This window comes from Microcoleus sp. K5-D4 (assembly GCF_036704575.1).
In the GTDB taxonomy this organism is placed as follows: Bacteria; Cyanobacteriota; Cyanobacteriia; order Cyanobacteriales; family Microcoleaceae; genus Microcoleus.
Genome location: NZ_JAUBSD010000020.1, coordinates 13,482 through 38,356, shown reverse-complemented (window position 1 = coordinate 38,356; position 24,875 = coordinate 13,482). Strand labels below are relative to the sequence as shown.

Below are 24,875 nucleotides of genomic sequence, written 5' to 3'. Positions count from 1 at the left end.
GCTCCCAAGCACCAGATTCATCATTCATTCCCAAAATCTAAAATCTAAAACCTAAAATCTAAAATGGTATGACTTCGGTAAAAATACTGATTTTTGTCTCAGTGTGTCCGTTTAACCATCCAATATTTTGAAATCCACCGGGTTTGAGTGGATGTGAAGCGTAACTTTTATAAGTATGAGGATATGGCGATGGGGAGATTTTATACAACAACTAATGGCAGACTCATCTGATGCGTTAAAGTCGGCTATTGAGTTCTCCCTAAAAATAAAAGGGCCCCACCGCTGAAGGGCTGTAGGGCGCAAGGACAGTTAAACGCTAACTTGATTGTCGGGAAATTTAGCATCAATGCTATCCTCCTATGTGACGATTTTACGATCGTCCATTCACTCATTAACTCTCCCGTATCAAAAAATGTAACCCAGCACCGATCAAATTCCACCTGCCCTATTCTAAAAACAATACCTCATGCATTCTGACTAGCAGCTCCCTAAAGCTGCTTTTTTATTGCGATAAGTTTTTGGGTGCGGGACTTGCGGGATCTTGGCAATAACATTTTGAGCAAAAGTCGCTACAGTTCAATACTGCCATAGGGGTTTTCAGTTCCACCCCAGGTTTGTCGGTAATTGGTAATTAGTAATTAGTAATTGGGAATTAGTAACCCGCAACGGGGAATCGGCAATTGAGATGCTGTACCTCACCAGGCTTGAAAACTGCTATGATTACGGCGCGGAACGGGGAATTAATCCGGTGGGAGATTGAAAAAAAATAAGCTGTATTTATTGAGGGGCGATCTGATAGTTTTCGGCTAAATATCCGTTGCGAGTTATAGAATTTGGTTGGATGAATTTCCCGTTCCTCATTAAGAGAATACGATCCTGCCTGTCCTTGACCAAAACTCGATCGCTCCGCCCAACCCCACACCTGTTAAAGAAATGGTAGCTAATACCGCAAAAGCCCGCCAATTCTTCCAACCAGACATTTGAATATCGAGTCTTGCCAAAGCTCCGGCTGAAATCAAGAGTAAACAAGTAGCAAAAAGGTGCATCCAGGCAAAAACTACCACTGCCACAAAAGCTCCTACAATAATAGAAAGAAAAGCACCAATATCACTCGAAAACCACCGCAAAATTAAGGCCTTTATGCCTCTCAGAGGGAACGCCAAGGCGACAGCCAACACTAAAATTGAAGCTATGGCTAGAAACCAAGTCAGGTGCGGTGGAACATCAAACTCCGATAATTTCCAGCCCAAAGTGAAATAAGTAACAAAAAGTAGAGTTAGGGAAACCCAAGAGTTTTTTTTCATCCAATGGCACAATTAGGAGAACCAGGCAAAAAAAAGATGATGATCCCGATGAGTTTGTACAGTGTCTAGAGGTTAGTAGAAATAGCTTGCACCGGACAAGTGGGGATGCACTGCTCGCAAACGATACACCGCGATCGAGCAAAACTTAGTTTAAGGCTTTCTGGGTCAAGGGTCAAGGCTTCTGTCGGGCAAACTCCCGTACACAAACCGCAGTGAACGCAGATATCTTCGTCTATGAGTATTTCCCGACTGGCTAGGGAAACGCCGATATTTTGCGATCGCATCCAGTCGATCGCCGCTTCTAGTTGGTCGATGTCCCCTGATAACTCTAGCACCAGTTTGCCCACTTGATTCGGAGCCACCTGAGCACGGATAATGTTGGCTGCAACATTAAAATCCTTTGCCAGTCGATAGGTGACAGGCATTTGGATCGATCGTTGAGGAAACGTCAGTGTTACCCGTTTTTTCACCCTGCAAGTCCTCGGTAATTTACAAACAATCTTTGTTATCTTCTGTTTTAGCGCACTTAGTCTAATTACTGCCTTTAGCACAATTTTTTATGAGATGGGTCTGATTATCTCAAAATGTGGTATAATCTGAATCTAATATTTAAAATAAAAACATAGAAATCAAAGCGCCATTTATTTTATGACCCAGAATTCCCCCAAGTCAACTGTTGCCCCCGCCGCCCCAAATCCCGAAACAAAAGTCGCCACGCGCCTCAGAAACTTATTGATCGTGTTAACAGCGATCGCCCTTTCAATATCCATCTTCTTCGGGCTGCAAACCCAAACGCCGTCAAGCAGTCTCACCGACATGGCAAAAGCTTCAACGCCATTAGAAACAGCTTTGGTAAATGGCAAACCGACACTCATGGAATTTTATGCTAATTGGTGCGGTAGCTGTCAGGCAATGGCTAAAGATCTGAGCGAAATAAAACAGAAATACGCCGAACCGATGAATTTTGTGATGCTGAATGTAGACAATGACAAATGGCTGCCAGAAATCACAAAATATCGAGTAGATGGCATTCCGCACTTTGTCTATTTGAACGATAAAGGTAGCGCCGTTGCGGAAACGATGGGCGAAATGCCGCGCAGTATTATGGAAGCTAACTTAGAAGCTTTAATTGCAGGAAAACCTCTGCCACACGTCCAAGCAGGCGGTCAAGTTTCTAATTTTACTCCCCCCACAGGGCCTGTGAAAACAAGTAGCTCTGACCCCCGCGCCCACGGCTCTCAAGTACAGTAAAAGAAGTCATTAGTCCTTAGTCAGTAGTCAGTAGGAATAAGAGGCGTTGCTGATTTACGGTATGAAAGGCTAAATATGCCAGTCATAGAAACCAGTATTGACACAGCTTGCGGATTTTCAACTTATTTTTTTCATACCCTGATTAAGCAACGCTTTAAGTTCAAGTTATGATAAGGCTCACTCGTGGCTAGTGGAAGATGAATATCAGCGAGGTGATAGTAGGCTTTTAGCCTCGGCAATAGTTTGAGACTGTGATATTATGAGGGCGATCGCACCTGACCCAAACCCTACAGTTTTCTTGCTGGAGAAGCTGAGCAGCCAAGTGCGATCGCGTAAGTGGGAAGGTATGGTTAATTCCCTGAAAAGGTGGGGGACTCAATTTAAAATGCCAGCAAGAAAGCGCCGATCATTTGTAAGATATGGATGACAAACTCAATAGACAGTCCCAGTGAGCCGGCCAAGGAGCCGATGGCTGTCGCTATTTCCGTAACACCGGCACCTGAACTGATTAAAGCTATCAACTGGCTAATAATTTCAATAACAGTGGGTACGCTAGTAACCAAGCCAAATAGAGCCGCAACAGAAACAGATCCCACTTTGAGAGCTTCGAGTAGTGCCGTTAGCTGCACGATCGCGTCTGGCCCTTGGGTGTGAATGTAATCTAAAATTTGTGTGATTGCTGCTACAAGTGCATCCATGCTTATTTCCTTTTAGCGTCAAATACCTACGATAAATCAATACTCTTAGTCAACTAACTGAAAAAGCAGTTCAAAAAATAGTCGAATTATTTCAAACCCACTCAAATCCTTTCTCATATCGATACGAGGCAAAAAAACGACTATTTATTAGCTTTAACCCGTAATTTTTCTCACAATTCTTCTATGCTTATCAATGACATCAGCAAACTCTTTGATCGTCTCCTTTTGCTCTTGGGACAGCGGACATTTCAGCTTGGGTTCTTTTTTTTGTTTGTCAGCCATGAGCTTAATACTCCTATGTTTTGCTATAGTTTGTTAGCGGAAAATGCTTGCTTATCTTTGGATAATATCATTATATTTATAGTGATGTCCAGTCATAAAAAGTCAGAAAATGTAAGTTATTTTACCTGACGCTAACTCTCAAAAAAAGTCAAATGTTGCCATCCATGTCAGAAAATGTCATAAAATAGCAGGTATAATAGGCTAAACCCCTAAACTTAACTCACCGATGGACGTTAAAGAAGTCTTGAGATTTGCCGACGACCTGGTTTTCGCTAAGACGGGAGAACATTTGGAGGATTTGCAAGAAGCTATCTTGGGGGGTGTATGGGAAGGTCAAAAATACTCTCAAATCGCAGAAGCATCGCATTGTAGCGAAGGTCACGTCAGGAATGTAGCTTCAAAATTATGGAAGCGTTTATCAAATGTATTAGATGAAGAAGTCACTCCATCCAATTTACGATCGACACTGGAGAGACGACAATTATTCATCATTTCATCAAATTCGGGAAACGATTTTTTTATTGGTAATGTCAATGTCTGTAAGGATAGTCAATCTTCAGAATATCCAGAAAAGCGATCGCCCTCAACCCCCACCTCAGACACCTCCCAACCCCAAACCAGACTAGACTTAGCAGACGCACCTCATATTTCATCATTGTGCGATTCGCCTGATGGCGATAGCTTCGCTTCACGCACATCCGAACTCGCCACCCTCGAAAAATCGATCGTTCAAGACAAGTGCAACCTTGCAGCCATATTAGGAATAAGCGGCATCGGCAAAACCGCACTTTCCCTCCACCTCATCCAAAAAATTCAGCATAACTTTGAATACGTCATCTGGCGAAGTCTCCGCCACTCCCCACCGTTAGAAACTACCCTAAAAAATCTCCTAGAATTTCTCTTAAATAAACCAGAAATCGAACTCCCTAGCAGCATTCCCGATCGCCTTTCCCTATTAATGGAATATCTGCGAAAAACCCCCTGTCTCATTATCCTCGACGACGTGCAAACCATTCTCAGCAGCGGAAAATTAGCAGGAAATTACCGCCCCGAATGCGAAAATTACAGCATCCTCTTCAGACAAATCGGAGAAACAACCCACAACAGTTGCTTAATCCTCAACAGTTGGGAACCACCCAGAGAAATTACCGCGTTAAAAGGTGAAAATTCACAAGTTCGCAGCTTACAACTCAAAGGCATAGGTACAGCAGCAGCCGAAATTTTCCGACAAAAAACTTTACTCAATCCCGAAACATGGGAAAACCTAATTAACACCTACCGAGGCAATCCATTGTGGTTAAAAATAGTCGCCACTACCATTCAAGAAATATTCCGAGGTAGGGTTGCAGAATTTTTAAAATATGATATGCTATTTTTAGGGGAAGAATTGGCTGCAAACTTGCACCCGCAGATAAATCGTTTGTCAGAATTAGAGAAAAACCTCATCTCCCGCCTCAGCCGCGAAGCAAATTCAGTTTCAATAGAGCAATTACTACAAGATGCCGATTTATCGCCCTCTGAGTTATTCAACGGGCTGCAATCTTTGGGGAGGCGATCGTTAGTTGAAATAGAAGAAATGGAGAATGAAACGCTATTCAGCGTTTGTCCTGTGGTGAGACAATATGTAATATCAAATCTAGTTAATTAGCCACGAACTCTGTAGGAAGACGGCAATGCCGTGTCTTCAAAATAGGAGACACGGTATTGCCGTCTTCCTAGCCGCAGCTATGATTTAATATGAAATTATGAATACTGCTGAACCTTCATTAACTAAAACCGAATTAAGAAAATCGCTCCTCCACACCCGCAAATCCCTATCAGCACAAGAATGGAGACAAAAGAGCGATCGCATCTGCAATCATCTCCAAAACTCGCCCCTATTCACCCAAGCAAAAACAATCCTCGCCTATTTCAGTTGTCGCCAAGAACCAGATTTAAGTCCCCTATTTGTAACTCCCCGCAAATGGGGATTTTCCCGCTGTGTAGGCAAAGAGCTATCCTGGCACATCTGGCAGCCCGGAGAGGCTTTACATACTGGAGCTTATGGCATACTCGAACCCCTGCCGGATGCTCCTAAAATAGACCACTCAGAAGTAGATTTAATGCTCGTACCCTCAGTAGGCTGCGATGTGCGTGGCTATCGCTTGGGCTACGGCGGTGGCTATTACGATCGAATGCTTAGTTTAGCTGAGTGGGAATCAAAAGTTACGATCGGCATTATCTTTGAATTTGCCTTGCTCGCCCAGCTACCAGTTGACTCCTGGGACAAAGCGCTGCACGGAATTTGCACGGAAAGCCATTTGACAATCGTACAGCAAAAATTAAGAAGGTCGATCGAGCAATAAATTTTCAGAAATTATCCCTAGATCCATGTTTATATATATTCTATTTAGGACTTGCACAAGTCTTTTTGAATCTAGAATCTAAAACCTAAAATCTAAAATACTATGGCCCAGCGCTACGTTCGAGTTAAAACAACACAAGGACACATCCATTACGGTTTACTGCAACTAAGCCACAGCGTTCAAGTATTTGATGCACCGCCCTGGTTAAAAGGACAACCAACCGATTTGGAACTTTCACCAGATACTTACCAAATTCTCGCCCCGTGCTCTCCCTCAAAAATTGTAGCCGTAGGCAAAAATTATGTCGATCACGCCGCCGAGATGGGAACCCCAGTACCCGAAGAACCCCTGTTGTTTTTCAAGCCTCCGAGTGCCGTCATCCCAGCAGGTGCAGAGATTCGTTATCCGCAGCAGTCGGAAAGGGTAGACTACGAGGGAGAATTAGCCCTGGTAATTGGCGAACATTGTACCAACTGTACTCCCGAACAAGCACACAGCAAAATTTGGGGCTATACGATCGCCAATGACGTAACAGCTAGAGATTTGCAAAAGCGGGACAACCAGTGGGCGAGGGCCAAAGGGTTCGATACATTTTGTCCCTTGGGGCCTTGGATTGTCCGCGAACTGAGTCCTGCAGCACAGTTGCAGACTTTTATCAATGAGAGCGAGCGACCGGTACAGTCATCCCAGATCGATCGCATGGTTTTTTCCCCAGACTTTCTCGTCTCCTACATCAGTCAAATAATGACCCTAATTCCCGGCGATGTGATACTGACTGGAACGCCACAAGGAGTAGGGCCGCTACAAATAGGCGATCGAGTCCGCATCGAAATTGAAGGCATCGGCAGTCTTGAAAATACAGTAGTTATTAGTAATGGGTAAGTGGTAATTATCACCAACAACTGTCAAGTGCCAACAGCCAACTGCCCATTGACTAACGTACCTGCATATAAACAGCATCCGAAAGCGGAGGAATCTCTGCATAGCGTCCCAAAAGCGACTGCACAACTGCATAGACAAATGCAGCAAAAGCGCCCAAAAACACCATGTTATACAGAGTTTCCGTAATAAATGCGACTTGTAAGCCGTTAGAAAACGGCAAAACCAGACCGCACAGCATCAAAACAATGTCTAAAAGAATTGCCTGCATCGCATTAAAACGAATGAAGTGACTGATGTTTTCGTTTCTAACTACTCCTAAATACAGAGCAAAGAAGATAATCAAGCTAGCAAAGGGCAAACTATAAATTTGCATCAAAGGAGCTAGCGGTATCAACAACAGTTGCAGGACAGGAAACTGTGTAAACAGAAACCTGCCAAAGGCAAGCCCGTCAACCAACGGGAGCAAATAAGGCAAAGAAGCAAAAATCCGGTCTGGAACAGTTGTAGATCCGCGCCAAGTCATAATGAACTCTCCTGAGTCGATCGATTAACTATGAATTCCATTAAACTCAGGATAACGCAGCAGCAGGGTTTGTGTTTCGACTCTGCCGGAACTTGCTTTTCACTCAGCAGGGAGCAGCCTCAACTACCAACGGCAGGCTTTCTTATTTAATATTGGCAATGACGAAGCCCATTTGACACTCGTACCGATCGGGCAAATTTTCCGTAGGTTTAGCAACTGGATGTCCACAGCGAAGCTCTCCACCGCTCCAGCGCGGTTGGCCAGTGCGATCTGCCAGCAAACAACTTTGGCAAACACACTGAGGGGCAAGCATCTGATTTTCCATTAAAATGACTAACATTTGATACCTCCGACAGGTTTCACACCAGTAATTTCATTGTATGTCAGGAGTTGGGGACAAACGGCTTAACCTGAACACAACGTAATATTTATATCAATGGGGCGAAATCCGTAGTACGGTATAAGATCCCCAATTCCCAATCCCAAATTTGTCAAGAGGTTGATTATTGTGACGGACACTAACTTAGAATTCCTTTCCAAAACCGATCCGCTGATTGCCGATTTAATCGGGCAAGAGCTCCAGCGGCAGCGGGATCACCTAGAACTCATCGCCAGCGAAAACTTTACCTCCGCAGCGGTAATGGCAGCTCAAGGCTCAGTGCTGACCAATAAATACGCCGAAGGCCTGCCAGCGAAACGGTACTACGGCGGCTGCGAATTTATTGACGGCATCGAGCAAATTGCGATCGATCGCGCCAAACAGCTATTTGGAGCCGCTCACGCCAACGTTCAGCCCCACTCCGGCGCTCAAGCCAACTTCGCAGTATTTTTGAGCTTGCTGGAACCCGGAGACGGAATAATGGGCATGGATTTGTCCCACGGCGGGCACTTGACCCACGGTTCGCCAGTGAACGTATCCGGCAAATGGTTCAAAGCTTTTCACTACGGCGTCAGCCAAGAAACAGAACAGCTCGACTACGACGAAATTTTGGCACTTGCCAAAGAAAACCGACCGAAATTGCTAATTTGTGGCTATTCAGCATATTCGCGAATTATCGACTTTGAGAAGTTTAGAGCGATCGCCGACGAAATCGGAGCCTACCTGCTCGCCGACATCGCCCACATCGCCGGGTTAGTCGCCACAGGGCATCACCCCAACCCCCTCCCCCACTGTCACGCAGTCACCACCACCACTCACAAAACCCTGCGTGGCCCCCGTGGTGGCTTGATTATGACCAATGACCCGGAATTAGGTAAAAAGTTTGACAAAGCAGTTTTCCCCGGCACTCAAGGTGGCCCCTTAGAACACGTCATTGCGGGCAAAGCAGTAGCTTTCGGCGAAGCCTTAAAGCCTGAATTTAAAACTTATTCCGGTCAAGTAATTGAAAATGCGCGCGCATTAGCTGCACAGTTGCAGCAGCGGGGTTTAAAACTCGTTTCCGGCGGCACGGACAATCACTTAATGCTAGTTGATTTGCGATCGGTAAACATGACAGGCAAACAAGCCGACCAATTAGTCAGCGGTGTGAATATTACTGCTAATAAAAATACCGTGCCTTTCGATCCGGCATCGCCCTTTGTCACTAGCGGTTTGAGACTCGGTTCGCCGGCGATGACCACCAGGGGAATGGGAACAGCAGAATTTACCGAGATTGGCAATATTATTGCCGATCGCCTGCTAAATCCAGATGATGAAAGCGTCGCAGCCGACTGCCTGCGTCGAGTAGCAGCACTGTGCGATCGCTTCCCCTTATATCCCCACTTGTACTTAAAAGTGCCGGCATTAGCTTAATTTTCCTGATCGGCAATGGGAAATTGGTAGTTGGAAGTGTACGGGTAAAAGGGTAAAAGAGCAGGAAAAGATTGAGAGTTGCCGGTAGCGATATTGACAAGCGGTTTTCACCAAAAATATCGATCGCCAATACGGTTTTTAGTAAAGATATTTGTCGGGCGGGGCTGGTTTGACTAACGGTATTTGTCGGTTGTGAAAGATACCGCTCAACTGGGCCCGCTCGCCAAATATCGACTTTTTTGCTCGCGAAAAAGTCGATATTTCAAATCGTTAATTCGAGAGTTATGAATGAACAACCTGACTATTCGCCCCAGGGTAACTGCCATTGTGGCAAATCTCCGACTCCCAAACCCCCAGTCGCTCTTCAAGATGTTTCCTTGTTATAAGCCATCTGAAATGTAGTAGACTCTGCCTGACAGCCTAATTGCCCCGCACTATTTAAAATTGATTTCAGATGCCGTACCAGTATCTGTACCACATACTCGCTTTCCTGGTTTCTGCGATCATCGTCCTCTGGAGTACGCCAATAGTCAAAAAAATTGGTCTCAAAAGCGGGCGAGTCGATCGACCAGGCGAGCGAAAAGTCCACAAGCGCCCTATGGTGCGCTTGGGAGGAGTGTCCATCTTTCTCGGCACTATCACTGCCCTCTTATTTGTCTGGCTCTCAGGAGGCTTCATTGATGCTAACGGACAAGTTCTCAATCCCAAAGACGAATACGAAATTTGGGGAGTAACCCTCGGCGGCATCGGATTCTTCCTCATCGGTTTAGCAGACGACCTATTTTCGCTATCGGCATTAAAACGCTTGCTCATGCAAATTGGCGTATCCAGCATCGTTTGGATGGCAGGCGTACAGATTGAGTTTCTGACAGTTCCCTCCTTGGGACTGACTAATATTGGCTGGCTGAGCTTGCCAATTACCGTGATTTGGCTCGTCGGCATGGCGAATGCCATCAACTGGATTGACGGTTTGGACGGTTTAGCGGCCGGAGTTTCAGGGATTGCAGCAGTTGTGATGCTGATTGTCAGTCTGGCGATGCACCAACCGGCGGCGGCCCTGATTGCAGCGGCTTTAGCTGGCGGGGCCTTGGGATTTCTGCGCTACAACTTCAATCCGGCTCAAATCTTTATGGGAGATGGCGGGGCTTATTTTATCGGGTTTACTCTCGCTGGAGTGGGAGTAATTGGGTTAGTTAAAACTACGGCTGTTACTTCTGTGTTGCTGCCATATTTAATTTTAGCTGTACCGATTTTAGATATGTCGGCGGTGATTCTCGATCGACTTCGCAACGGCAAGTCACCGTTTATTGCTGACAAGCGCCATCTCCACCACCGACTTCTAGAAGCCGGACTATCCCATCGATTTGCGGTTTTATTTATTTACTCACTGACACTGTGGGTGGGAAGTTTAGCCCTAGCTTTTTCGCTTCCGAGCGGCGTAATTTACGCTATGGGTGCAACAAGTTTGCTGGGATATGCTAGCTGGAAAGTTTGGAGACACGCTCGATAGTTAGTTGACGGTTGACGGTTGACGGTTGACTGTTGACTGTTGTCATTCCCCAATTAATTCCCCAATCTAAAATCCAAAATCTAAAATCTAAAATTGAATGGTTGCTGAAATTATTTGTGTTGGCACTGAATTGCTGTTAGGCGATATTCTTAATAGCAATGCCCAGTTTTTAGCCAAAGAATTAGCAAGTCTGGGAATCCCTCACTACTATCAAACAGTGGTGGGGGACAATCCAGAACGTATCAAACAAGTGTTAGAAATCGCTGTCAGTCGATCGCAGCTTTTAATCTTCACCGGAGGCCTGGGGCCCACACCAGACGATCTGACAGTCGAAACGATCGCCGATTTTTTTGGGGTTCCCCTCATCGAAAAGCCGGAAATTATCGCAGATATCGAATACAAATTTGCCCAGCGGGGACGCACCATGAGTCCCAGCAATCGCAAACAAGCTTTAATTCCAGAAACTGCCGACATTCTGCCGAACCGCAGCGGTTCTGCACCGGGCATTATTTGGCAGCCGGTTTCTGACGTGACAGTAATGACATTCCCCGGCGTACCGGCGGAAATGCACTTGATGTGGCAAGAAACCGCCGTTCCTTATCTGAAAAATGGCGGCTGGTGCAGCGCCACTATTTACAGCCGCACATTGAAATTTTGGGGGATTACTGAGTCGGCATTGGCCGAAAAAGTAGATAGTTTTCTGAATTTAACTAATCCTACTGTGGCTCCCTACGCCAATCACGGCGAAGTCAAACTGCGAATTTCGGCCCGCGCGGAGTCGTCCTTAGCTGCGAAAAACTTGATTGAGCCGATCGAACAACAGTTGCTGCAGATTGCTGGCCTAGACTGTTACGGTGCCGATACCGATACCCTAGCCTCGACTGTCGGTAAATTGCTGCTGTTGGCTGGCGAAACTCTTAGCGTGGCTGAATCCTGCACGGGAGGCGGGTTAGGAGCGATGCTGACCGGTGTTGCCGGGAGTTCGAGGTACTTTTTGGGCGGGATTATTTCTTACGACAATCGGGTTAAGGAAGGATTATTAGGTGTTAATCCGCAAGATTTAGCCGAATTTGGGGCAGTCAGCCACCAAGTGGCAAAACAAATGGCTGCGGGAGTGCAATCTCGCCTCAACACCAGTTGGGGATTGAGCATTACAGGCATCGCCGGGCCCGGAGGCGGCACAGACGCTAAACCTGTCGGACTGGTTTATATCGGTTTAGCGGGCCCCCGCGGCGACGCAGAAAGTTTTGAATACCGCTTTGGCGATGCCCGAGGCCGCGATTGGATTCGGAATCTGAGTAGCTGTACGGCGCTCGATCGGCTGCGGCGTAAATTATTGTTGGCAAAAGCTTAGAAAAAATCCTACGATTGGTCAATTGTCAACAGTCAACCGTAAGCTTAAGCTTTATTTAACACTCTATACTCCGATATAATTCGGCAATTTTCCTTTTGCCTCTTGATTATCTGTAAAGATTCGTTATGATAATAAGATAGGACTGATTGGCCAAGATACTGACTCTCTCCATTGCTCAAAACAACCAGCAAGTGAGAAAGCAAGTTTGACCTTTGGTTTCAAAGTCGTGCTTGCTTATTTTCAGATATTTAGCCGTCGGTTTAGCAATCTAGACTATAAAAAAAGGAGCTATCCGTTCAATGGAAGACATTGAAAAGGTGCTGGAACAAATTAAAGAATGGGTTCGCAAGCTGATAGAAGGACTGCTGAGTCCCGAACCTGAACCGGAACTCGAACCTATTCGTATTCCTGTCAACCAACCTAGGAATCGCAGGTAGTCGGGACTGAATTAGAACTTTGAGGTTTAAGGTTTGACGTTTGAGGTGGCAGACTCGTTCTAAATCTCATGTCAAAACTCTCATAATTTTTGTTGCACTGGAAATTTTAAAATTGTTAAATATCCTGGTACTTCACGGCCCTAATCTGAATCTATTGGGTCAGCGAGAACCTGGAGTTTATGGTTCTGCGACTTTAAATGATATCAACAAGTTGCTAGAACGAGAAGCGCAAGCCCTCCAGGTGCAAGTCTCAATTCAGCAGTCGAATCATGAAGGGGTATTGGTGGATGCAATTCACTCAATGTTAGGGCAGCACCAAGGCTTATTGATTAATGCTGGAGCTTATACTCATACGAGTGTGGCAATTAGAGACGCGATCGCCGCGGTGAATATCCCTGCGGTAGAAGTTCATCTGAGCAATATTTACCGGCGGGAAGCTTTTCGGCACCACTCGTTTATCGCAGCAGTGGCGATCGGGCAAATCAGCGGTTTTGGCTCAGAAAGTTATCGGCTGGGGTTGCAAGCTCTAGTTAGTTACCTGATTAAAAATTAAAAATTTACCGATTATAGCGATCGGATGAGGGCAGGTTTTAGATGGAAAACCAGCCCTTATATGTTTGAGTTGAATTCCAATTAATCACAAGAGTTAGGCAAAGAAGGAAACCAGGAAGAATTCTAAATTACCAATTACTAAAAACTTGAGTTAAATTCAAATGCGGCATTCCCTGTTGAACAAGTTTCAAGGAACCATCCTGGGGGCAGTTTTAGGAGACTCTATAGGCCTGCAATACCAGAGGCAACTCGTGGGTATTCCCCCCCAAACAGAAGACTTGCAGCCGATTTTACAACTGACGAAACACCAACAATTGACCGTAAGTGGCGCAACATTGGGGTTGAATTATGTCAACAGTAAAATCCCAACTGGCAAAGACTCATCGGCATCCGGGAGACTTGCGGTAGCGTGCGCTCAAAGTTTAATTAGGTGTAGAGGTTTAGATTTAAAAGATTGGCGCGATACTTGGGAAGCATTTGCCAAGTCGCAAATCTACCATCCCCGCAACAGTGAGTTTCAAACCCTGCTTAACCCTGGTGAAGCTGCCGTGGCTGCGCTGCCATCCGCGATGTTTTTTCACGAAAATAAAGCCAAGCTGCGAGAAAAAATCATGCTGGCGATAGAGGTGTGGCACAACGAAAACCAGCCAGAATGGGAAACAGCAATTTTAGCAGTAGCATATACGCTCGCCCGATCGCTCAAAGAAAGACTTGACCCCGCGACAGCGATCGAGCAAACACTTGCCTACCTGAAAACAGATAATGCCTTAACAGAGCTGCTGCTCCAAGTGCAAATACTACTAGAAAAGGGAGCCGATTTAGAAACAGCCGCCACTCATCTGTGCAAAAGCGCCACAGCTTTGCGAGAAAGACAGGGCGAAGATGAAAAAAAATTACAAACCGAGTCAATTGTCAACCCTGGAAATTTCATTCCCATTGCCTTAGCTTTCTACTGCTTTTTGAACACCCCAGAAGACTTGCGGTTGTCCGTGGTGCGGGCCGCCCGCTGTGGCATAGCCGGACAAATAACCTGCGCTTTGACGGGAGCTTTGTCTGGAGCCTATAACGGCGTTGCTGCGATTCCTGTAGAATGGCGACAGGTATCTTCGGCTGAGCTTAAATCCCAGCAGCTAGCCGACGGCCAAGAACCTTCGCTCTGGCGAACTGGCAGCGATGTAAAAATTGTAGAGTTAGCAAATAACCTGTTTGCTGTTTGGGCAGGAGTTTACAGCCCAGATGCCCGACTGGATTCCGCAGCGCTAGCCCGATCGGTGGCTGCACCTTATGTCATTAGACCTCGTAAAGTATAAAGTTGGGAACTTTTGACGGTAAGGGGAAACCAGAAATTAGCAATTAGAAATTAACAAGTCAAAAGCAAAAGTGGAAGGAGAGCGACAATTAAAGATTAAAAAGTGAAAAATTAAATCGGACACGCCTGCCCCAACAAGCCAGGTTTAAACGAGAATACGGGGTTGGAAAACGAAGAATCTACGGAGAAACAAGGTTTTTAGCCCTCGCGCGCGAGTTCTGTTCAAGACAGACAAGGGAAGCAAAGAAGCTGCTTGCGTTGTTGGCCACCGTCAGGAAAGCCAACTGCTGGCAATAGTCAGGCAAAGTAGCCTGGAGGGTTGAATATTCAGCCACGGTAGTTCGGATAAAATCAATCAAGATGCATAGTCAGAAATTCTGACAGAGCTGCTGGATAACAGTGATATATCTTCGACACAAATGAATACGCTCTCCTCATTGATGCGGCAGATTGAGCAGCTAGGGGCTGCGCGCTCACTGCGCCAACACATTGCTAAAGTGCAAAATGGCAGCAGCAAAGCAGATACCTCACGCGCTGGCGGGCCTCTCCTGAGCCGTTTGTCGCGCCCGAAATGGATTCTTCCCGAGACTTTTACTACTAAATTTACAAGTAAAACCTCCAAATCAAGCCTCAAAAATCAAGCTCGTTCCCCTATGTTGGCGCTGGTAGCGGTAGTTTCCCTAAGCAGCACTCTGGGCCACCGCTTCTACAACCAGCCGAAGCTGGATGTGGGGACGAAAGCTCCTCAGACGATTAAGGCTCCTGCTACTGCTAGCATCCCCGATTACAAAACTACTGAAGAACAGCGGAAAGCAGCGCGGAGCGGGGCTGTAGCGATATTAATGCTGGATTCTGCGGTCGATAGACAAATTTATCGAGAATTACAACAATTTTTGCAGCAGGGAAGCGAGCTGCGGGAAGCGGTAGGCCCGTTTCCGTTTGCGAGTCCCTCGGTGCTCTCAAATGCGGCTCAGATTTACTTGCGGGGCTGTCCCGAGTGGGAGTGGCGATCTATTGTGGCGCAAGCGGGGGACAAAAGTGCAACTTCCGAGCGATTGAGTTTGGATTCCGCCGCAATTGCTGCGGCAACAGATAACAAGTCTCAGCAAGATGCGATCGCTCAACTGCAAGCTTACAGCCGATCGGTCCGGGCAGCAGAGTTTCAAAGCCTGACAGAAACTATTTCCTCTGCTCGCCGCCGCTATCTCAATGCTGTGGAGGCGCTGGGACAACCCTCGGTTTTGGGGCTGCCACAGATTTACGATACTTCGCTGTTTGATTTGTCGGATGCAGCTTGGCAGAAAACCCAAACCGGTATGAGTCGGGCGGCAAAAAGGATGGTGGCTCAAGGTATCCCGCAGGGGTTGCCAAAAGAGATTTTGAAAGAAGCTGTGAAGCTGCAAGTTGCTGATGAAGTGCCGTTAGAGTCCCAAGCTTTGGCGGTGGAGGGTTTAACAGCGATTTTGCAGCCAAATCTGGTGAGAGATCGCGAGGAAACCAAACAGCTAGCTGAATTAGCGGCGCAAAAGGTGAAACCCGTCATGATCGCAGTAGATCAGGGCGAAATAATTGTTGTGCAAGGAAAAGAGATCTCGCAGGAAGATTTCGTGTTGCTGGACTATTTTGGTTTAAGCCGGCGGGGGGTGAATTGGCTGGGGCTGACGGGTTTTGTTTGTTTAGTCGCGGGGGCAATTGCGATCGTACTGCTGGTGGAAAGGCACTACCGGTTGCGCCGCAGAGATCATTTGCTATTGCTGCTGCTGACTTTGAGCGCGCCGGTGCTGGTGAGTTTGGGGCTGCCTTGGACGAGTTTGCCGGCGATCGGGATTTTAGCGGGTGGCTTCTACGGTTCGGCGGTAGGAGTGACTGTGGTGGGGCTGCTGTCGGTGCTGCTGCCCGTTGGCTTAAATGTGGAGTTGATTCATTTAGTCGCTAGCGGGGCGGGGGGATTGCTAGGCGCTTTTATGGCTGGGCGGCTGCGATCGCGCGAGGAATTGGCTCTTTTGGGCTTGGCTCTTGGGTTGACTCAGGGCACGGTTTATCTGGTGGGGACTTTGATTGCCAGCGCCGCTGTCGGTGCGATTTGGTACGTCGTGCTCGGTACTGTGGGCGCGCAAAGTTTGGCCGGTTTGGCTTGGAGCGTTGTGGCGATCGGCATCAGCCCTTATTTGGAACACGTTTTTGACTTGATTACGCCGACTCGGCTGGCGGAACTTGCCAATCCCAACCGCCCGCTGTTGAAGAAATTGGCTGCCGAGGCTCCGGGGACTTTTCAGCACACGCTGTTTGTGGCGAGTTTGGCGGAGGCTGCGGCCCGGGAACTCGGCTGCAATGTTGAGCTGGTCAGAGCTGGAACATTATACCACGATATTGGAAAAATGCACGACCCGCTCGGATTTTGTGAAAATCAAATGGGTGGAGGTAACAAACACGATGAAATTAATGACCCTTGGGCGAGCGCGGAGATTATTAAAAAGCACGTTAGCGAGGGCTTGGTGATGGCGCGGAAGCATCGATTGCCGAAGGCAATTCAGGCGTTTATTCCCGAGCACCAAGGTACAATGTTAATTGCTTATTTCTACCACCAAGCGCAGCAAATTGCTGCCAAAGAAATAGAAGATTTAAAGATTGCTTTGCCAGATGCCGATAATTCAAAGTTAACAATCGCAAGTCGCCAAGTGAGGGAGGAGGATTTTCGCTACGATGGGCCGATTCCGCAGTCGCGGGAAACCGGGATTTTGATGCTGGCGGATTCTTGCGAGGCTGCTTTGCGATCGCTCAAGGATGCTACTCATGAAGAGGCTTTGAATATGGTTAATCGGATTTTGAGGGCTCGCTGGCAGGATAATCAGTTGATTGATTCGGATTTAACGCGGGAGGATATGTCTCTAATTGCGGAGATTTTTGTGCGAGTTTGGGAACAGTTCAATCACAAGCGGATTGCTTACCCTAGTGCAGTTTTTACTCCTAGGTAGGAGGAAATTTTTAGTTAAGACAAATCAGCTCGCATTTCAGTTGTGAATGAGATTTCATTGCGATTGGCCCCCGCGAATAGCCATGCACTTCAGAATTGTCGCTGACAATTACCACAGGTTGTTTGATTCCTCAAAACTCCGAATAGTCGATATCTCTTTCGCCGGCTAGGTGCGATCGCAATTTTTGCCAGTCTGGGGCATCGATCGCATTTGCAAAAGCGATGATAGTATCTACAACCCCCGCGCAGTCAACAATCCAGTGGATTTCTGGTCGTTCCTACATCACAAATAAATTTTGTGAGTTGTGAGTTCAAAAGATTTTAATTTTTAACCGCAGATGAACGCGGATCAACGCCGACTTTTTATCTTGATTCTATCCTTTGACTCCAGCAGCGGTTTCTGTTGGCACAATGTATTTTTGCAAGAGCAAAAATAGTCCTAAAACAGGAACAATAGAAATAATCGAACCCGCCGCAACTAAACGCCAATCTAAAGAAAATGTCCCGGCTAAATTGGCTACCCCTAGAGGTAAAGTGTAATATTCCGGTCTGTCTAAAACTAGCAGTGGCCATAGAAAGTCGCTCCAAGAACCGATTAATACGAAAATTCCTAGAGTGACTAAGGCTGGCTTAATTGCCGGAATCATGACGTGCCACCAAATGCCTAATTCGCTGCAGCCGTCGATGCGGGCCGCTTCTTCTAGTTCTTTGGGAACTGCTAGGAATGCTTGTCGTAATAAAAATATGCCGAAGGCTGAGGCTAGTCCGGGAAAGATTACGCCTAAATAACTATTTTTGAGTCCGAGTTGTACAGTCAATATGTATAGGGGAATCATGACTATTTGGAAAGGAATCATGATTGTGGAAATGATTGTGATTAAGATGGCTTCGCGGCCGCGAAATTTGAGTCTGGCTAAGGGGTAAGCGGCAAGGGCACAAAAGAGGACGTTGATGCTAACTGTGAGGCCGGCAATTAGGGTGCTGTTGAACAGGTAGCGGCCGAAGGGGTTGGTTTGCCACACTTTGATGAAGTTTTCGAGGGTTGGCTGTTGTGGCCACAGTTGCGGGGGAAATTGAAAAATGTTTTCGTTGGGGGATTTGAGGGAGGTACTGAGCAGCCACAGCAAGGGAAACAGCATTAAAAGTGCGATCGCGCTCATGATGCTGTATGTCCACAGGGTGTTCCACGGCGAGGGAGTGTTGTTTGGGGAATTTGGTTTTTTAGTTTTGAGATTGTTCATTGTTGGGATATGATAATAAGTCCTTGCTTCGTGAGAAGCCTTGTTGTCCATAAGGGGATTATTGCCATGAAACCGTTTATTTACGAAACTATGTACATTCTGCGCCCTGATTTGGGTGAAGAAATGACAGACCAGGCGATCGCTAAATATCAAACTATTTTGCGCGATCAAGGTGCTGAAAACATCGAAACTCAGCACCGTGGCAAGCGCCGTTTGGCTTACGAAATCGGCAAGCACCGGGACGGAGTATACGTTCAAATGAACTATACAGCTCCGGGCGCTGCAATTTTTACCCTGGAGCGCGCGATGCGTCTGAGCGAAGAAGTGATTCGCTATTTGACAATCAAGCAAGATGTGCCAGATGCACCTGAAGCGGAAGCGGAAGCTGAAGTCGCCGAGTAGCATTGGTGTCAACTTAACGTCTTATGTGGTACCAGTCTACTGTTTGACGATTAGGGCCGCTTATTCCCCGGCACGCCTTTCTTCAGGGCTACCCTGTACACACAACTTGAAAACTAACGTCAGAGCCTTTCGCTCCCCGTGGCATCCTCGTGAACAAGAGGCTAGGGGGATCTCTGGAATTGTGGGTACAGCATAGTTTCTTAAGGGCGGGACTTGATGTTGATTGAAATTATAGGTGAATAATGGGCGATTGTTTTTCTAGGGGAGGACGATCGCTCTTTTTTGTGGGGAGGCTGCGGGGACTTAATCTATTTTTATCAACAAAGAAAGTTCGCTTTTTGAGGATGGCGAGGGCGATTCACTTAGCCCAACTCTATTATCTAGTTGACTACAAAAAACTTGATTGTGCTTGAGCAGAGCGGCTTAATCATTCTAAATCTAATTGTGATTCGCTACTTATTAAATTTACTGCTAACTAAGGCACATTCGACTTCCTTGAGAGGCAAAATTCTGCATCTATAGCTCTGAACCAAACTATAAAGTTATTTTTGCCCTTGGCAATTAGGTAGCCGCTAAAATGTGGCTCTTAGAAGAGGAATATTGTCAAATTTTGCCAACTGCTGCTTGAGGTTGGGGCTCAATCAACTAGCCCAAGCTCGATCGCACTCCCTGCAACCTCGATCGAGATTCTCGCCCCATAGCCCAATTGTAAAGTTTTGTGACAATTTTAATTTGGTAGCTTTAGATACAGAATTGTCTGTTATAGTGATAGAAGAGAAGAAAAAACCAGCTCAACATTAATCTAAAGAATACGGAGGAACCCCCTATGTCTACTGAAAATCAAGCTCGCTCTCTGATGATGCGCCACCACCAACTGGTGAAGAACCGCCAGCAATCCATGCTCAATCGCACCGCCACCGAAGTCGGGATGGAAGATACGCACTACTGGGGTCACATTCAAGGCAAACCGCAGCCCAGTTTTCAAGCCAGTTACGATCGCAGCAACGCCACCATGAGCTAGGGCAAGCTCAATTTCGACAATTGTCTACGAAGTTATTACCTATAATTTGGAGAAATCAGTTATGTCAACTCAAGAACAAGCCCGCAACCTGATGATGCGCCATCAACACGTAGTCAAAAACCGTCAGGAATCCATGCTGAGCCGTGTGGCTGCTGAAGTGGGTTTAGATGCTGGTTCTCCAGCGAATATTGATCGCAAATAACTCCTTTTTTCAACGGCGAGATAGTTGAATCGAGTTTGTTGTTTGCCAGCTAAAAATTAATAATGTCAATTACAAAACCGTCGCGACTTCTTCTTGAGTTCTAACTCTAGATTGGAAGCCGCGATTAGTTTTATGCGGAATTGGGAATTGGGAATTGGTAATATCTCGCTCGTACTGCTTGTATAGAGAGCCGTTTGAGCAAAGGGTGAGCTAAACCAGAGTGGGATAGCCTCAAAAGTATACATCACAAACCATAAAAGACGTTTGTGCCGAGAAACTTGATATAATCCCCTTTCAGCAGATTGAAGGCTAGTAGGGAGGTCATCATGTCGGACTGGAAAGAAATTGACGGCGGAGTTACAGCACCCAGAGGGTATCGAGCATCGGGAATTACAGCGGGTTTGAAGCCTTCAGGCTTGCCGGATTTAAGTTTAATTTTGTCAGAGGTAGACGCGATCGCCGCCGGAGTCTTCACCACATCGACTGTCCGGGCCGCTTGCGTGGACTACTGCCGCCAGCGTTTGCAAGCTAAACCCAGCGCGAAAGCAATTTTGTGTAATGCGGGACAAGCTAATGCTGCTACGGGCGAACAAGGTTTGGCAGATGCCCTCGAAAGTGCCAAATTGTTGGGAGAAGCGCTGAATATTCCTCCAGAATCGATTCTTTTGGCCTCCACTGGCGTCATTGGACAGCGGATAAAAATGGAGCCGCTGAGGGCGGCAATTCCCCGATTAGTTGCTGAGGCATCGGAAACTGGTTCTAATGCGGCGGCTAAGGCTATTTGTACGACTGATTTAGTGCCGAAAACGATCGCCCTGGAAACCATGTTTGGCGATCGACCCGTCCGCATCGGCGGCATCTGCAAAGGTTCGGGAATGATTCACCCTAATATGGCAACAATGCTGGCATTTGTAACTTGCGATGCAGCAGTGTCATCGCATTTGTGGCAAGAAATGCTGAGTCGGGCGGCTAACAGAAGTTTCAATCAAATTACTGTAGACGGCGATACCAGTACCAACGATTCGCTAATTGCTTTGGCAAACGGTCAATCCCGCACACCGGCAATTACGGAAATGGGGGCAGATGCTGAAAAATTAGAGGCGATGCTGACAGAAGTTTGCGTGCATTTAGCAAAGGCGATCGCCCGCGACGGCGAAGGTGCAACTTGTTTGGTGGAAGTGCAAGTTAGTGGGGCGCTGGATGAAGTTTCTGCGAGTAAAATTGCCAAAACAATTGTCGGTTCTTCTTTGGTGAAAGCTGCTATTTTCGGACGCGACCCGAATTGGGGCAGAATTGCGGCGGCGGCGGGGCGCGCTGGCGTACCTTTCGATCAAGAGAATTTGCGGATTCAATTGGGGGATTTTTTGATGATGGAAAACGGACAACCTAAAGAGTTTGATCGCGCGGCTGCAAGTAATTATATGAAAGCGGCTGCAGAGGGCGAATATTTGAAGGCTGATACGGTTGTAATTCAGGTTAGTGTTGGGAATGGCAGCGGTTTTGCGAAAGCTTGGGGATGCGATTTGAGTTACGACTACGTGAAGATTAATGCGGAGTATACGACTTAAATAAGTCCAGGCGGTTAGAAGTCCGGGCGGTTAGAAACCGCGCCTACACAAACAAAACCAGACGATAGAAAGTTGAAGGCAAATTTCACACAATTTAAACTAAAATCCCCCCCCAGGGGGGAAATCCAAAAATCTGAAACTTGTGTTCAGCGAGTGAATCTCTGTTTTTTTGCTCCTCCTTTGAAAATCCTTGAAGTTCTTACAAATATCAGCGTTCTATGATTTTCACTAAAGATAGCTAAAAATCTTACTCAGACTAAATTCCAACGCTTTTTAAGCTTATTACCAATAAGTGTAATGTATTACCTTTTCCTTTTCCAAAAATTGCTAATGCTTATTGGAACAATTTTGCTAACAGAGTATATAGCTGCTTGTGCGTTTCTGCTAGTAAAGTTTGAAAGCACGCCCTAACCAAAACTATCGGAGACAAACACATAGCCATCACCATACCCGACAGCATTATCCACTAATATTAAGCCGTCATTGGTCTGCGGATCGCCACTCTGGGCAAGTCCATAATTGACCACGCGCAACAACCGCTGTGGCGTAAACGATTCTAATTCCACAAAATTGCCTGCCTCCAGCCATGCTAGTTCTTCTGCTGTTAAACTTTGCCTTACAGCGTCGGGTAATTGACGGGCGGTTTGTGCCATTGTTTGAGATTGCTGCACAAACATATCACGGGTTGCTAAGATTTGACGGGGAGAAATTCCCAAATCCAAAATCGTGACGGCTTGATTTGCAAACCAGTTTGGACTGGTTCGTAATTGATGTACTAAACTAACTCCAGCAGGGTTCGCATCGTGCAGCGCATAGACTTTTAAATCGGCATTGCGTCGCAGCATTTCGATTACGGTGTTGAAGATGCTTTGGGGATAGCCACTAATACTAAGAATGGCGCAGTTATTCTCAAAATGGACGTTGTTGGCAATCAGGAATTGAGCGATTTCGTCACTGTCACAGATAATTGCGCGATCGAAGCTGTAGGCGCTAACTTCGCGATCGATGCTGGCGGGTAAAGCTTCTTGACGAGGTGCAGGGAGCAGTTTTTCTAATGTGCCGTTGACTGTTTGCCAGTCTCGCAGCCATTTATCGCTCTGCGCTGCATTGACAATAAATACTTCACTAATTTCGTGTAGGCGATTTTTTTGTGAAATGCCGAGCCAGTAGGAAAATAGCCCTAGTGTAATCGCTACGATGTATCCTGAAAAATAATCAAATATCAGGCTTCCTGAAATGCCCAGCACTAAAATAATTACCCCTAATATCTGGAGAATTTTAGCATTATTTCTTCTGCCGCGAATACCTTGAGTAGGAGATTTGCTGTAGTTGAAAACTACCCATATCCAAATCAAATTGTAGAGAGCGAAGGGAATAACAACTGCGAATTGTGACGGAAAAATAGCAGGAGCCCAGTTAAGGGCGAAGATGCCCACAAATACGCCATAAAAGAAGTATAAAACAATCCAAGTGGTTTGTGGCACGCGAGATTTAAGCTTTTGGTCAATAAAATACAAAAACTGTTTGTGGGTAAAAAACAACATATTTTGGCTGGAAATCTTTTCGATCACATTTTTGAAAAAGGGATCGGTGAATGCCAACTTTTTATCAGTGACGGTAGTGGGTTCAAACACAAACGGATGGTTGCACTGTTTACAGCGACCTGAGTTGGTGGTACGATCGCTCAAAATGTTGTCGGTATTACACTGGACGCATTTCATTCCCATTTCGGTTACTCCTGATTGATTTAATGGATTTATATCGTTGACGGTTGTTTTGGAATGGTTTTACCGCAGAGGCCGCAGAGGGCGCAGAGGAAGAGAAGAGAGATAATAAGTAGAAGGAAGAATGAAGTTCGGCAACGGATTCTGTAACGGATGTAACGGATGTAACGGATGTCAGTCCGATGGAAGTCGCAAGAAGGAAGAAACTATGCCCAATGCCCAATGCCCAATGCCCTATTAAAATATTTGCCCGTTTAATAAAATAGAATAGTCTTCTCGCTGTCGAATTAATCGATCGCCCTTAGCATCAATCAACACCTCAGCAGGGCGGGGGCGGTGCAGAAAATGCGACGACATCGCATAGCCGTAAGCCCCGCTATCCAAAATCGCGATCGCATCTCCAATTTTGAGTTTCGGTAGCCAACAGTTGCGCCCCAAATAATCCCGCGAATAAGTCGTGTTGCCGCAAATATCCGTTTCATGTCGCGATACATCGTCGGTTTCCCAAGTTGCGATCGCCCGATAGCCACCGTGCACCGCAGGCACCGATAGATTTGATACAGTCGTATCCACCCCGACAATTTGCCGCGCGCCCAACCACTTCACCGACACAACTTTCGCAAGCAAAACGCCACAACCTGCGATCGCCGATCGTCCCGGTTCAATCACCAATTCGATCGGGCGAGATAGCGCACTCAATCGTTCAGTAATCGCCGCACCAAACTCCCGCCAGTCAAACACCGCACCGCCTCGATAGGGATAGCCAAAACCACCGCCAAAATCGAGGGTTTTCCAATCGGGTAACTGTTGGGCGATCGCAATTAGCCGATCGATCGCCTGGGTAAAAGCACTTGTGGCATTCGTTCCTGTCCCCCGATAAAAATGCAATCCGGTAATCCTCAACCCCTGCTGCTGCGCGATTTCGTTGGCTTTCTCGAATTCGGCGGGACGCACTCCAATCCGACTGTCTCCCGTCAATTCCGGTGAGTTGAGGCGCAGTCCGATTTCGGCACGGATCGATCGCGGTTGACTGCGCGAATATTCGCAAAAATCCTGGAGTTGCGACAGACTATCGAAATTGAATCGATCGATCTTCCATTCAATCAATTGCTGAATATCCGCCCTGTTGAGGTTACTGCCGGTGTAGACAATGCGATCGCTCGTAAAACCCGCTTTCAGTCCCAAAAACACATCCCCCGGTGTATTCGCGTGTAGCCCCCAACCAGCCTGCTGAATCAATTTCAAAAGAGCAATATTGCCGTTGGTGACAGTAGCAAAATGAAACTGAACGTGCGGATAGTCGATCGATCGCGTAATGTGCTCAAGAGTCTGATTGAGGATCTCGGCCTGATACACATATAAAGGCGAACCATAAGTTGACAAAAGTCGCTTGGCTAATGCTTCCGAGAACGGCGGCGAATGTATTTTGGTTTCATTCTGTAGCAAAGATTCAGTCATATAGAAGAAGTTCGGCAACGGATTATTTAACGGATGTAACGGATGT

Annotated in this window: 24 protein-coding genes; 15 read left to right on the top strand and 9 right to left on the bottom strand. The window is 46.6% G+C overall.

Features of this window, described 5'->3' with window-relative positions; genetic code table 11:
- Positions 1–860: 860 nt before the first annotated feature.
- Complete coding sequence (locus tag QUA77_RS08990) at positions 861–1,304, bottom strand: hypothetical protein (protein ID WP_333035088.1); 444 nt, start codon at positions 1,302–1,304, stop codon at positions 861–863.
- A gap of 65 nt (positions 1,305–1,369) precedes the next feature.
- Positions 1,370–1,774 carry an NIL domain-containing protein gene (locus QUA77_RS08985; protein ID WP_333035090.1) on the bottom strand — a complete coding sequence of 135 codons (405 nt, stop codon included), beginning with the start codon at positions 1,772–1,774 and terminating at the stop codon, positions 1,370–1,372.
- Between the two features lie 178 nt (positions 1,775–1,952).
- On the opposite strand from QUA77_RS08985, the gene QUA77_RS08980 reads away from it, so the two are divergent.
- Positions 1,953–2,555, top strand: coding sequence for a thioredoxin family protein (locus QUA77_RS08980; protein ID WP_333174500.1), 603 nt, complete (start codon positions 1,953–1,955; stop codon positions 2,553–2,555).
- A 380-nt stretch (positions 2,556–2,935) separates the two neighbouring features.
- Here the strand turns inward: QUA77_RS08980 and QUA77_RS08975 are convergent, their stop codons facing one another.
- The gene (locus QUA77_RS08975) at positions 2,936–3,253 is read right to left on the bottom strand and encodes a hypothetical protein (RefSeq protein WP_333035093.1); all 318 of its coding nucleotides are present in this window, start codon (positions 3,251–3,253) and stop codon (positions 2,936–2,938) included.
- Between the two features lie 153 nt (positions 3,254–3,406).
- Positions 3,407–3,535: a hypothetical protein gene (locus QUA77_RS08970; protein WP_333449901.1), complete on the bottom strand. Its 129-nt coding sequence runs from the start codon at positions 3,533–3,535 to the stop codon at positions 3,407–3,409.
- A gap of 226 nt (positions 3,536–3,761) precedes the next feature.
- Between QUA77_RS08970 and QUA77_RS08965 the strand changes: the two genes are divergently transcribed.
- From QUA77_RS08965 to QUA77_RS08955, 3 genes are all read left to right on the top strand, one after another.
- The gene (locus tag QUA77_RS08965) at positions 3,762–5,183 is read left to right on the top strand and encodes an NB-ARC domain-containing protein (protein WP_333449900.1); all 1,422 of its coding nucleotides are present in this window, start codon (positions 3,762–3,764) and stop codon (positions 5,181–5,183) included.
- Positions 5,184–5,280: 97 nt separating this feature from the next.
- A complete protein-coding gene (locus QUA77_RS08960; protein WP_333449899.1) occupies positions 5,281–5,880 on the top strand; it encodes a 5-formyltetrahydrofolate cyclo-ligase in 600 nt (199 codons plus the stop codon).
- 102 nt (positions 5,881–5,982) lie between these two features.
- The gene (locus QUA77_RS08955) at positions 5,983–6,762 is read left to right on the top strand and encodes a fumarylacetoacetate hydrolase family protein (protein WP_333035096.1); all 780 of its coding nucleotides are present in this window, start codon (positions 5,983–5,985) and stop codon (positions 6,760–6,762) included.
- A 52-nt stretch (positions 6,763–6,814) separates the two neighbouring features.
- On the opposite strand, the gene QUA77_RS08950 is transcribed toward QUA77_RS08955, so the two are convergent.
- Both QUA77_RS08950 and QUA77_RS08945 read right to left on the bottom strand, forming a co-directional pair.
- Positions 6,815–7,285 carry a Tic20 family protein gene (locus QUA77_RS08950; RefSeq protein WP_333035098.1) on the bottom strand — a complete coding sequence of 157 codons (471 nt, stop codon included), beginning with the start codon at positions 7,283–7,285 and terminating at the stop codon, positions 6,815–6,817.
- A gap of 142 nt (positions 7,286–7,427) precedes the next feature.
- A complete protein-coding gene (locus QUA77_RS08945; protein ID WP_006631916.1) occupies positions 7,428–7,625 on the bottom strand; it encodes a hypothetical protein in 198 nt (65 codons plus the stop codon).
- Positions 7,626–7,793: 168 nt separating this feature from the next.
- Here QUA77_RS08945 and glyA point away from each other — a divergent pair, with 168 nt between their 5' ends.
- The 7 genes from glyA to QUA77_RS08910 all read left to right on the top strand — a co-directional run bounded on the left by glyA (position 7,794) and on the right by QUA77_RS08910 (position 17,214).
- Positions 7,794–9,077 carry a serine hydroxymethyltransferase gene (glyA, locus tag QUA77_RS08940; protein ID WP_333060851.1) on the top strand — a complete coding sequence of 428 codons (1,284 nt, stop codon included), beginning with the start codon at positions 7,794–7,796 and terminating at the stop codon, positions 9,075–9,077.
- Between the two features lie 454 nt (positions 9,078–9,531).
- The gene (locus tag QUA77_RS08935; protein ID WP_190663118.1) at positions 9,532–10,587 is read left to right on the top strand and encodes an MraY family glycosyltransferase; all 1,056 of its coding nucleotides are present in this window, start codon (positions 9,532–9,534) and stop codon (positions 10,585–10,587) included.
- A gap of 97 nt (positions 10,588–10,684) precedes the next feature.
- The gene (locus QUA77_RS08930) at positions 10,685–11,941 is read left to right on the top strand and encodes a competence/damage-inducible protein A (protein ID WP_333449898.1); all 1,257 of its coding nucleotides are present in this window, start codon (positions 10,685–10,687) and stop codon (positions 11,939–11,941) included.
- 299 nt (positions 11,942–12,240) lie between these two features.
- On the top strand, positions 12,241–12,378 hold the full coding sequence (locus QUA77_RS08925) for a hypothetical protein (protein WP_006631912.1): 138 nt from the start codon (positions 12,241–12,243) through the stop codon (positions 12,376–12,378).
- 112 nt (positions 12,379–12,490) lie between these two features.
- Complete coding sequence (gene aroQ / locus QUA77_RS08920; RefSeq protein ID WP_138920973.1) at positions 12,491–12,931, top strand: type II 3-dehydroquinate dehydratase; 441 nt, start codon at positions 12,491–12,493, stop codon at positions 12,929–12,931.
- Between the two features lie 160 nt (positions 12,932–13,091).
- Positions 13,092–14,240, top strand: a complete 1,149-nt coding sequence (locus QUA77_RS08915) for an ADP-ribosylglycohydrolase family protein (RefSeq protein WP_333449897.1) — start codon at positions 13,092–13,094, stop codon at positions 14,238–14,240.
- Positions 14,241–14,658: 418 nt separating this feature from the next.
- The gene (locus QUA77_RS08910) at positions 14,659–17,214 is read left to right on the top strand and encodes an HDIG domain-containing metalloprotein (protein ID WP_333449896.1); all 2,556 of its coding nucleotides are present in this window, start codon (positions 14,659–14,661) and stop codon (positions 17,212–17,214) included.
- 373 nt (positions 17,215–17,587) lie between these two features.
- Here the strand turns inward: QUA77_RS08910 and QUA77_RS08905 are convergent, their stop codons facing one another.
- The gene (locus tag QUA77_RS08905) at positions 17,588–18,505 is read right to left on the bottom strand and encodes a carbohydrate ABC transporter permease (RefSeq protein ID WP_445302067.1); all 918 of its coding nucleotides are present in this window, start codon (positions 18,503–18,505) and stop codon (positions 17,588–17,590) included.
- Between the two features lie 15 nt (positions 18,506–18,520).
- Between QUA77_RS08905 and rpsF the strand changes: the two genes are divergently transcribed.
- The 4 genes from rpsF to argJ all read left to right on the top strand — a co-directional run bounded on the left by rpsF (position 18,521) and on the right by argJ (position 21,647).
- A complete protein-coding gene (gene rpsF / locus QUA77_RS08900) occupies positions 18,521–18,856 on the top strand; it encodes a 30S ribosomal protein S6 (RefSeq protein WP_015176119.1) in 336 nt (111 codons plus the stop codon).
- An 826-nt stretch (positions 18,857–19,682) separates the two neighbouring features.
- Positions 19,683–19,877, top strand: a complete 195-nt coding sequence (locus QUA77_RS08895) for a hypothetical protein (protein ID WP_006631905.1) — start codon at positions 19,683–19,685, stop codon at positions 19,875–19,877.
- Between the two features lie 61 nt (positions 19,878–19,938).
- Entirely contained in the window at positions 19,939–20,079 is a 141-nt protein-coding gene (locus QUA77_RS08890) for a hypothetical protein (RefSeq protein WP_333035219.1), read from the top strand.
- A 326-nt stretch (positions 20,080–20,405) separates the two neighbouring features.
- Positions 20,406–21,647, top strand: coding sequence for a bifunctional ornithine acetyltransferase/N-acetylglutamate synthase (gene argJ, locus QUA77_RS08885; RefSeq protein ID WP_333449894.1), 1,242 nt, complete (start codon positions 20,406–20,408; stop codon positions 21,645–21,647).
- 407 nt (positions 21,648–22,054) lie between these two features.
- Here the strand turns inward: argJ and QUA77_RS08880 are convergent, their stop codons facing one another.
- Both QUA77_RS08880 and QUA77_RS08875 read right to left on the bottom strand, forming a co-directional pair.
- Positions 22,055–23,374 (bottom strand): hypothetical protein, encoded by a 1,320-nt coding sequence (locus QUA77_RS08880; RefSeq protein WP_333449893.1) that lies wholly within the window; start codon positions 23,372–23,374, stop codon positions 22,055–22,057.
- A gap of 234 nt (positions 23,375–23,608) precedes the next feature.
- Entirely contained in the window at positions 23,609–24,829 is a 1,221-nt protein-coding gene (locus QUA77_RS08875) for an alanine racemase (protein WP_333449892.1), read from the bottom strand.
- Positions 24,830–24,875: the final 46 nt, after the last annotated feature.

Coding starts and splice junctions, on each gene's coding strand:
- QUA77_RS08990 (WP_333035088.1), bottom strand. CDS start 1,304: ATGAAAAAAAACTCTTGGGTTTCCCTAACTCTACTTTTTGTTACTTAT.
- QUA77_RS08980 (WP_333174500.1), top strand. CDS start 1,953: ATGACCCAGAATTCCCCCAAGTCAACTGTTGCCCCCGCCGCCCCAAAT.
- QUA77_RS08975 (WP_333035093.1), bottom strand. CDS start 3,253: ATGGATGCACTTGTAGCAGCAATCACACAAATTTTAGATTACATTCAC.
- QUA77_RS08970 (WP_333449901.1), bottom strand. CDS start 3,535: ATGGCTGACAAACAAAAAAAAGAACCCAAGCTGAAATGTCCGCTGTCC.
- QUA77_RS08965 (WP_333449900.1), top strand. CDS start 3,762: ATGGACGTTAAAGAAGTCTTGAGATTTGCCGACGACCTGGTTTTCGCT.
- QUA77_RS08960 (WP_333449899.1), top strand. CDS start 5,281: ATGAATACTGCTGAACCTTCATTAACTAAAACCGAATTAAGAAAATCG.
- QUA77_RS08955 (WP_333035096.1), top strand. CDS start 5,983: ATGGCCCAGCGCTACGTTCGAGTTAAAACAACACAAGGACACATCCAT.
- QUA77_RS08950 (WP_333035098.1), bottom strand. CDS start 7,285: ATGACTTGGCGCGGATCTACAACTGTTCCAGACCGGATTTTTGCTTCT.
- QUA77_RS08945 (WP_006631916.1), bottom strand. CDS start 7,625: ATGTTAGTCATTTTAATGGAAAATCAGATGCTTGCCCCTCAGTGTGTT.
- QUA77_RS08935 (WP_190663118.1), top strand. CDS start 9,532: ATGCCGTACCAGTATCTGTACCACATACTCGCTTTCCTGGTTTCTGCG.
- QUA77_RS08930 (WP_333449898.1), top strand. CDS start 10,685: ATGGTTGCTGAAATTATTTGTGTTGGCACTGAATTGCTGTTAGGCGAT.
- QUA77_RS08925 (WP_006631912.1), top strand. CDS start 12,241: ATGGAAGACATTGAAAAGGTGCTGGAACAAATTAAAGAATGGGTTCGC.
- QUA77_RS08915 (WP_333449897.1), top strand. CDS start 13,092: ATGCGGCATTCCCTGTTGAACAAGTTTCAAGGAACCATCCTGGGGGCA.
- QUA77_RS08910 (WP_333449896.1), top strand. CDS start 14,659: ATGAATACGCTCTCCTCATTGATGCGGCAGATTGAGCAGCTAGGGGCT.
- QUA77_RS08905 (WP_445302067.1), bottom strand. CDS start 18,505: ATGGACAACAAGGCTTCTCACGAAGCAAGGACTTATTATCATATCCCA.
- rpsF (WP_015176119.1), top strand. CDS start 18,521: ATGAAACCGTTTATTTACGAAACTATGTACATTCTGCGCCCTGATTTG.
- QUA77_RS08895 (WP_006631905.1), top strand. CDS start 19,683: ATGTCTACTGAAAATCAAGCTCGCTCTCTGATGATGCGCCACCACCAA.
- QUA77_RS08890 (WP_333035219.1), top strand. CDS start 19,939: ATGTCAACTCAAGAACAAGCCCGCAACCTGATGATGCGCCATCAACAC.
- argJ (WP_333449894.1), top strand. CDS start 20,406: ATGTCGGACTGGAAAGAAATTGACGGCGGAGTTACAGCACCCAGAGGG.
- QUA77_RS08880 (WP_333449893.1), bottom strand. CDS start 23,374: ATGGGAATGAAATGCGTCCAGTGTAATACCGACAACATTTTGAGCGAT.
- QUA77_RS08875 (WP_333449892.1), bottom strand. CDS start 24,829: ATGACTGAATCTTTGCTACAGAATGAAACCAAAATACATTCGCCGCCG.